Origin of the sequence: Proteus genomosp. 4 str. ATCC 51469, assembly GCF_003144375.1 — a bacterium.
Lineage (GTDB): Bacteria > Pseudomonadota > Gammaproteobacteria > Enterobacterales > Enterobacteriaceae > Proteus.
The window spans coordinates 1-8,775 of the sequence record NZ_PENV01000035.1; the positions used below are offsets into that span (position 1 = coordinate 1).

Below are 8,775 nucleotides of genomic sequence, written 5' to 3' on the forward strand. Positions count from 1 at the left end.
AACATGATTGAACAGATGCTTACCCAAGCCTTTTCAAAATTGACTCAGGGAGGCGAGCTTATACTGCACTCAGATCAAGGATGGCAATACCAAATGAGCCGTTATCACAATAGCCTTAAAAAACAAGGCATTACTCAAAGTATGTCACGAAAAGGAAATTGTTTAGACAATGTAGTAATAGAGAATTTTTTTGGCATATTAAAAACAGAATGTTTTTATACAAAGCAATTTAGAGATTTGGATGAACTAGAAGAAGAACTTCATGAATATATCAAGTATTACAATATGGAACGGATCAAGATAAAATTAAAAGGACTGAGTCCGGTTCAATACCGAACTCAGTCTTTACCTAACTAATTTAAACTGTCCAATAAACTGGGGTCAGTTCACCTATTTAGAGAGGTGTTTTTTTTATTCCTTAAATAACCGCCGATTAAAACTCTCAATGGTTTGATTTTGCATTCTTAACTGCATAGTCTTACTCCAACTCGCAGATAATCCTGCGGCACTTAATAGACGACGATAAAGTTCTTCATCAAAAGGCATATGAAAAGCAATTGAAATCGCCTCTTTAACAGAAACATCACTGTTTCTTGAAACCAAGACAAGAGGATGATGACTACCTGTTTCTCCTGTACTCACAACACGATATAACCAACCACAATAGCCACTATCTTGCATAATTTGCGAAAAGTTACTGACTTCAGTCACTGTATTAAGTTTATAGCAAGGAGAGCGAGGTTGTGTGACTTGGATAAAAGCATTTCCCCATTGGTAAATATCACCAATAAAAACATTTTCTTCAGTCATGCCTGTTGTTGAGATATTTTCACCAAATGCTGGAGCATGAAGAAAATCAGTCAATTGTGGGAATTGCTCAGCCCAATAAAGATAGTGTTCTTTAGGATAGTGACAAAGTGCGCGATCAGGGCCACCGTGAAAACTCTTTTCTGCTTGCTCATCACCTTCTAATCCCAGCGAAGTGAGTTTGATATGACCGTCCACCAGCCTTTTAGTGATCGCACTGGTAAATCCATTAGATGTTGTTGTGATGTTGCCGATAAAAACACTAGGAAAATAACGCATGGCTCACTACCTAAACAGAAAACAATGACCCATAGTAAAGAGAGTGTTCAAAATAAACAATGCCGACAATTGTCGGCATTGAAAATAGAACAGAAATGATCAATTCAATTATGCTTTGCTTTGAAAGCGTTTTTGCGCTTCATCCCAGTTCACAACTGACCAGAACGCTTTGATATAATCAGGGCGACGGTTTTGATATTTCAAATAATAAGCATGTTCCCACACATCTAATCCAACAATTGGATAGCCAGATGCACCAGCTAACTCTTCACCCATTAATGGGCTATCTTGGTTGGCTGTAGAAACAACGGCTAACTTACCATCCTCTTTTAATACCAGCCATGCCCAGCCTGAACCAAAACGGCTAGCTGCTGCTTTTTCAAATAACTCTTTAAAAGCATCAACACTACCAAAATCGCGTTCAATCGCCTCTTTTAGTGAACCTTGTAATTGAGTTCCTAATTTTAAACCTTTCCAAAATAAAGAGTGATTTGAGTGACCACCCGCATTATTACGTAAGAATGTACGTTGATCTGCAGGTACTTTATGAAGGTTTTTAACTAGCTCATCAATATCTAAGCCAGCAAGTTCAGGTAATTTTTCTAATGCAGTATTGGTATTATTTACATAAGTTTTATGATGCTTAGTATGGTGAATTTCCATTGTACGCTCATCAAAATGAGGTTCTAACGCATCATAAGCATAAGGCAGTGCAGGTAATGTATAGCTCATATTAATCTCCAGTGCTGTTTTATCTTGAATCACATCATGTGATTTATCTTTTCATTTCATTATAGTGAAAAAAACGTTAATGAAAATCATTATCATATCCATATTATTTTTGTGGTTTTTTTATTCAGCACTCGTTAATTAATTTTCACAGTATATTGTTTTAATTTAAAAGCCTTTTATTAAATAATAATTCTATTAAACAAGATAAATACAGCTAAATAATGCACACCTTGCTTTAGCACTAATTGAACATTCCATGAAAAGCATTTCCATTAATTCGTGATCTTCTGCGCAAAAAAGAAACAATTTTAATTTCCCCTCTTTTGTTAACGACTTTTTGACATAGTATTAACAATAGTGAGGAGAACTATTATGACAAAAATAAACCAACATCATATTCCTGCAAGCATTGCAGAACATGCCCTGATCAATAAAGAGCAATACCAAAAAGACTATGAATTATCTATCAAAAACCCTGAGGCCTTTTGGGCAGATAAAGGGAAGATTGTTGACTGGATAAAACCATATACTGTGGTAAAGAACACTTCATTTGACCCAGGCCACGTACGCATTCGCTGGTTTGAAGATGGACAGCTAAACATCAGCCAAAACTGCCTTGATCGCCACCTTAAAACACGGGGTGATCAAACTGCAATTATTTGGGAAGGTGACTCACCTAATGAGTCGAAAAAAATCACTTACCGACAACTTCATCAAGATGTCTGCCAATTCGCTAATGTATTAAAAAATCTAGGAATTAAAAAAGGCGATGTTGTGGCGATTTATATGCCGATGGTACCTGAAGCAGCAGTTGCTATGCTCGCTTGTACTCGTATTGGTGCAATCCACTCTGTTATTTTTGGTGGTTTCTCACCGGAAGCCGTTGCTGGTCGTATCATTGATTCGAAAGCCAAATTAGTTATCACTGCTGATGAAGGCTTGCGCGCAGGCCGTGCTATCCCTCTAAAGAAAAATGTCGATGATGCATTAAATCACGCGGATATTCCGCCGATTAATCATGTTGTTGTACTTCGCCGAACAGGAAATACAGAACAATGGATTGAAGGTCGTGATATTTGGTGGGATGAAATTATTCAAGGTGTAAGTACTGAGTGTGATGTAGAAGTTATGGATGCTGAAGATCCACTCTTTATTCTGTACACATCGGGTTCAACAGGTAAACCTAAAGGTGTGTTACATACCACTGGAGGCTATCTTGTTTATGCTTCAATGACGTTTAAATACACCTTTGATTATCATGAAGGTGATATTTATTGGTGTACTGCTGACGTAGGTTGGGTAACAGGGCATAGCTACTTACTGTATGGCCCGCTATCAAATGGTGCAACAACAGTCATGTTTGAAGGTGTACCTAATTACCCAGCAGTTAACCGTATGGCTCAAATCGTTGATAAGCACCAAATCAATATTCTCTACACAGCCCCTACCGCAATTCGTGCGTTAATGGCTGAAGGCGATAAAGCGATTGAAGGTACTCAACGCACCTCTCTACGCATTCTTGGCTCTGTAGGTGAACCTATTAATCCGGAAGCTTGGGAATGGTTCTATCAGAAAATGGGACGTAGCCAATGCCCGATTGTTGATACATGGTGGCAAACAGAAACCGGTGGTTTCATGATAACTCCATTGCCGGGAGCTATGGATCTAAAACCAGGTTCAGCAACACGCCCTTTCTTCGGCGTTCAACCTGCTATTGTCGACAATATGGGAGAAGTACAACAAGGAGCTTGTGAAGGTAACTTAGTGATTACTGATTCTTGGCCAGGTCAAGCAAGAACACTTTTTGGTGATCACGATCGGTTTGAACAAACTTACTTCTCAACCTTTAAAGGTATGTATTTCTCTGGTGATGGTGCTCGCCGTGATGAAGATGGTGATTACTGGATAACAGGACGTGTTGATGATGTCTTGAATATTTCAGGCCACCGTTTAGGAACAGCAGAAATAGAATCTGCCCTCGTCGCTCACCCTAAGATTGCGGAAGCCGCAGTAGTGGGTATTCCTCATAATATTAAAGGACAGGCTATTTATGCTTATGTCACGTTAAATCATGGTGAAGAGCCAACGCCTGAGCTTTATACAGAAGTCCGTAACTGGGTACGTAAAGAAATAGGACCAATTGCAACACCAGATATTCTTCACTGGACAGATTCTTTACCCAAAACGCGCTCGGGGAAAATTATGCGCCGTATCTTGCGTAAAATTGCCTCTGGTGACACAACTAACCTCGGAGATACCTCAACACTCGCCGATCCAGGTGTTGTAGAGAAACTGTTAGAAGAAAAACAGTCTCTATCACTTACTGCTTAACACAGCAATATAACTGTCATTTAAAAACGTGATACGACAATGCAAAGGCATGAAAATGCCTTTGCTAAGCTCTCTTACCTGAAAATCATGGAATGCGGGGGATTTAAGCCTCTAAATCAAGTGATCAACCAAACAATTATATAGAGGAGAACTCTGATGAATGCCAATATTTATCAAGAGATAGAAAATAACCCTCGCTTTAAAGAACTGGTTAAAAAACGTAGTCGTTTTTCATGGACACTTTCAATTATTACACTCGTTATGTATGTTTCATTTATCTTACTTATCGCCTTCTATCCACAATGGCTAGGAACTCCCTTGTATGAGGGTAGCTACATTACACGAGGTATTCCTATTGGCATCGGGTTAATTATTGCTTCATTTTTATTAACTGGTATTTACGTTGTAAAAGCCAATACAGTGTTCGATAAACTGACAAACGAGATTATTGAAGAGGTAGAAAAATGAGCAAATTACTCTACACAATAAGCCTATTTCTCCTCTCTTCAACCGTTGTTTATGCTGCTGCAATAACAGAAGGTGGTGAGAAACAACCGATGAATATTCAGGCTATTATTATGTTTCTGATATTTGTTGGATTAACACTTTATATCACTTATTGGGCCTCTAAACGTACTCGTTCACGTTCAGACTATTATACAGCTGGAGGAAAAATAACAGGATTTCAAAATGGGATGGCTATTGCAGGCGATTTTATGTCAGCAGCATCCTTTTTAGGGATTTCCGCTCTCGTTTATACTTCTGGTTACGATGGTCTGATTTATTCAATAGGATTCCTCATCGGCTGGCCGATTATTCTTTTTATTATTGCTGAACGTTTACGTAATTTAGGACGTTATACCTTTGCTGATGTTGTTTCTTACCGATTAAGCCCTAAACCGATTAGAACACTCTCTGCTATAGGCTCTTTAGTAGTGGTGGCTCTTTATCTGATTGCACAAATGGTCGGCGCAGGAAAGCTAATCGAGCTACTTTTTGGCTTGAACTATCATATTGCTGTGGTACTCGTTGGTATTCTCATGGTGTTGTATGTGTTATTTGGTGGCATGTTAGCAACGACTTGGGTACAAATCATCAAAGCTATTTTATTACTCGCTGGTGCAAGTTTTATGGCTGTTATGGTCATGAAAACGGTAGATTTTAATTTCAACACTTTATTTAAAGAAGCTGTAAATGTGCATTCAAAAGGCTCCTCAATTATGAGCCCAGGAGGCTTAGTCTCTGATCCTATTTCTGCACTTTCTTTAGGTCTTGCATTAATGTTTGGTACCGCAGGGCTCCCTCATATCATCATGCGCTTCTTTACGGTTAGTGATGCCAAAGAAGCCCGTAAGAGTGTCTTCTATGCAACAGGTTTTATCGGCTATTTCTATATTCTTACTTTTATCATTGGTTTCGGCGCTATCCTACTCGTTAGCCCTAATCCTATGTTCAAAGATGCCGCTGGCGCTCTAATTGGCGGCACAAACATGGCAGCAGTTCATCTTGCTGATGCTGTTGGGGGTAATTTCTTCCTTGGTTTTATCTCTGCGGTTGCTTTTGCCACTATATTAGCTGTTGTTGCAGGGTTGACTTTAGCAGGTGCTTCCGCGGTTTCTCATGATCTTTATGCTAACGTAATTAAAAATGGTCATGCAGATGAACGTAAAGAGCTTAATGTATCTAAAGTAACTGTTGTAATATTGGGAATAGTCGCTATAGGTTTAGGGATACTATTTGAAAAGCAAAACATTGCCTTTATGGTAGGACTCGCTTTCTCAATAGCCGCAAGCTGTAACTTCCCAATCATTTTGCTATCAATGTATTGGAAAGGACTAACAACACGTGGCGCTGTAGCTGGGGGATGGTCTGGTTTATTAATAGCCGTAACATTAATGATCTTAGGGCCAACAATTTGGGTCAGCATTTTAGGTCATGAAAAACCTATCTATCCTTATGAATATCCAGCATTATTTTCAATGATAGTTGCTTTTGTTGTTTCATGGTTTTTTTCAATTACAGATAAATCATCTTTAGGAGAGCAAGAAAAAGCGAAGTTTCAAGCACAATTTATTCGCTCTCAAATTGGCTTAGGAATTGAACAAGGCAAAGATCACTAAGAGTCATAAAACACACTGATAATTTACGATAAAAGTGCTCATTCTTTTATAATAAAGAAGGGCACTTTTATTTTATTGATATACATTCCAAACATATTTATCCCCTTTACTTATTTAGAATAAATCTAATTTTTAAATACATATCTATACGTTTATTTTAATAACTTGCTGTTTATTAGCTCCTTATCAAAAAAGAAAATAAAATCAATATATTACAAATAAAATTATTATTATTTATTCACTTTATAACTTTATTTATAATACAAAAAAGCTAGAAAAGTCGTAATAATACCAAATTCAGACACATTTCAGTCAAACAAGCCTTGTATTGTCAAAAGGTAAATGGTTAACTTTTTGTTCTACATAAGAAGAGGTGACAGTTTTAAATAGATTATGTCTCGACTAACTTATTACACACTTTTATTTCTTTTATCTATAACACCAGCAATACTTGGTGGCTCAACGTTGTATATAGAACAAAAGATTTATATTGTTCTCATTGGTTGGCTACTTATGCTGATGTGTAGTGGAATTTATCGTTCAATTCTGGGAAAAATAGTAACATTTATAATTAGCGCGCTATGGTCTTTAAATCTGTCTATTTCTCTATTTTTCTATCGTGAACACGATATTGCATTTTCCTCTTCTATTGCAGAAACGTTTATAAATACTAACGGCAGTGAGACTGTTGGTATGCTTTCTTATAATAAATATTACGTGTTATTTTATATATGTAGCTTCTCTATTTATTATTTTCTTATCCATAAAAACGCTCGATTTTCTCATTTAAAAACCACGATAAATAGTGTTATTGCAATCGTTGTATTAATAGCAATTATTCCTATATATAAAAACTTAGCATTAAGAAATGATAACAATACTAAATTAATCTCTGAATATACTCTTTTAAATACACCTTTTTATAATGCAGCAGCACTGGTTAGAACGTTTCATGAAAATCGTCAAATAAAAAGAATAGCTTCTCAAAAAGTTAATTATCAATATAGTAAAAAGGATAATAATACAGAGATTTATATTCTTATTATTGGGGAATCTGTTCGGCGTGACCATTTAGGTATTTATGGTTATCCTCATGATACAACTCCAAATTTAATGAAAGAAAAAAACAATCTAATTCTTTTTAAGAATGTTTACTCTCCAGCCCCAGTAACCATTCTTTCTGTACCAATTTCTCTCTCAAATATAGGGTTAGAGCAGTTACAGGATAAAAATCATTACGCTGATAATATTGTTTCCCTTGCTAATCATGCTGGATTTAAAACTTATTGGTTAAGTAATCAAGGGAAAGGGAATCAAAAAACAAGTGTAATCTCGGTCATTGTAAATATGGCACAGAATAAAAAATGGAATGATTTTATTGGTTATGATGAAGAACTACTTCCTTATTTAGATAAAGCACTCAATGAACCATCTACACAGAAAAAATTTATTATTTTGCATACTTATGGTAGTCATGAACCTGCTTGTAACCGATTTCCAAATCAAGATTTTAAAAAATTCACACAACAAGAAGATGATAATTGTTATGACAGCTCTATCGCTTATACAGATAAGTTAATTAATAGCATTATTGAAAAAGTAAAAGATAAACCCGCATCTATTCTCTACTTTGCAGATCATGCTTTACAGCGCCTCGATAAGAATAGAGAGGTTCGTTATCATCATGGTGTAAATACACCGCGTAAAGAAGCTTACGACATTCCTTTGTTCATTTGGTATAGCTCATCATCTATTAAACCTGTTATTAATGATGAAGCGTTGAATGAGCCTTATTCGACGGTAAATAACTATTGGCTATTAAGTAGTTGGCTTGGTATAGAACATAACTCACCCAAAAAATGTTATTCACCATTAAAAGAATGCTATCAGCCGAAATCACCAATAATGGTTATTGATGGGAATAAAAACCTCTTAAACTATGATTTATTAAGTTCAGAAGAGCAGGAACCTCAATAATATCCTCGTCAAAAATATCTAAATAAGAAATACACTTAATAATAAAGAGTGTGTTTATACCTTCATTATCTATTTCTAATAAGATCTGTTTGAGATAATAAAAATAGAAAAGAACAACTCTAGGTATCAAATTAAGTAATGTTAGATGCTTGATACGGTGATGATCTTACTAATGGAATGCCATAAATAGGATTTAATAGCGTTAAGAGTGGCTGTTTTAAAGATCAATTGAGGAATGTAACAACAATTTTAGCTTTATTTGTTTTCTATATATCGATTATTAAATTCAATGAATTATCGACTAGCATATAAGCTATATAAAAAACTCCAAACGCAAAAAAGCCAACCCATTGGGTTGGCTTTTTCGTCTTATTTAATGCCTGGCAGTTCCCTACTCTCACATGGGGAGGCCCCACACTACCATCGGCGCTACAACGTTTCACTTCTGAGTTCGGCATGGGATCAGGTGGGACCGCTGCGCTATGGCCGCCAAGCAAATTCTGTTTTATTACCCGCGCTTTCCTTTTCG

The 8,775-nt window shown here is 36.4% G+C and carries 7 protein-coding genes and 1 rRNA gene; 5 read left to right on the forward strand and 3 right to left on the reverse strand.

The window, feature by feature from the left end; genetic code table 11:
* Positions 1-357: IS3 family transposase (locus DK866_RS19530; protein ID WP_208624203.1), on the forward strand; the 357-nt coding region annotated here is incomplete at its 5' end.
* A gap of 54 nt (positions 358-411) precedes the next feature.
* On the opposite strand, the gene yiiM is transcribed toward DK866_RS19530, so the two are convergent.
* Both yiiM and sodA read right to left on the reverse strand, forming a co-directional pair.
* Positions 412-1,086 (reverse strand): 6-hydroxyaminopurine reductase, encoded by a 675-nt coding sequence (gene yiiM / locus DK866_RS19535; RefSeq protein ID WP_109410225.1) that lies wholly within the window; start codon positions 1,084-1,086, stop codon positions 412-414.
* A gap of 108 nt (positions 1,087-1,194) precedes the next feature.
* Positions 1,195-1,818, reverse strand: a complete 624-nt coding sequence (gene sodA / locus DK866_RS19540; protein ID WP_109410226.1) for a superoxide dismutase [Mn] — start codon at positions 1,816-1,818, stop codon at positions 1,195-1,197.
* A gap of 372 nt (positions 1,819-2,190) precedes the next feature.
* On the opposite strand from sodA, the gene acs reads away from it, so the two are divergent.
* The 4 genes from acs (at position 2,191) to DK866_RS19560 (ending at position 8,246) form a co-directional block, all read left to right on the forward strand.
* A complete protein-coding gene (gene acs / locus DK866_RS19545; RefSeq protein WP_109410227.1) occupies positions 2,191-4,149 on the forward strand; it encodes an acetate--CoA ligase in 1,959 nt (652 codons plus the stop codon).
* Positions 4,150-4,305: 156 nt separating this feature from the next.
* Positions 4,306-4,617, forward strand: coding sequence for a DUF485 domain-containing protein (locus DK866_RS19550; RefSeq protein ID WP_109410228.1), 312 nt, complete (start codon positions 4,306-4,308; stop codon positions 4,615-4,617).
* On the forward strand, positions 4,614-6,269 hold the full coding sequence (locus DK866_RS19555; RefSeq protein ID WP_109410229.1) for a cation acetate symporter: 1,656 nt from the start codon (positions 4,614-4,616) through the stop codon (positions 6,267-6,269). Before DK866_RS19550 ends, DK866_RS19555 begins: the two co-directional genes overlap by 4 nt.
* Before the next feature lie 393 nt (positions 6,270-6,662).
* Positions 6,663-8,246 (forward strand): phosphoethanolamine transferase, encoded by a 1,584-nt coding sequence (locus DK866_RS19560; protein WP_109410230.1) that lies wholly within the window; start codon positions 6,663-6,665, stop codon positions 8,244-8,246.
* A gap of 378 nt (positions 8,247-8,624) precedes the next feature.
* Here DK866_RS19560 and rrf read toward each other — a convergent pair.
* A 5S ribosomal RNA gene (rrf, locus tag DK866_RS19565) occupies positions 8,625-8,740 on the reverse strand.
* Positions 8,741-8,775 lie beyond the last annotated feature (35 nt).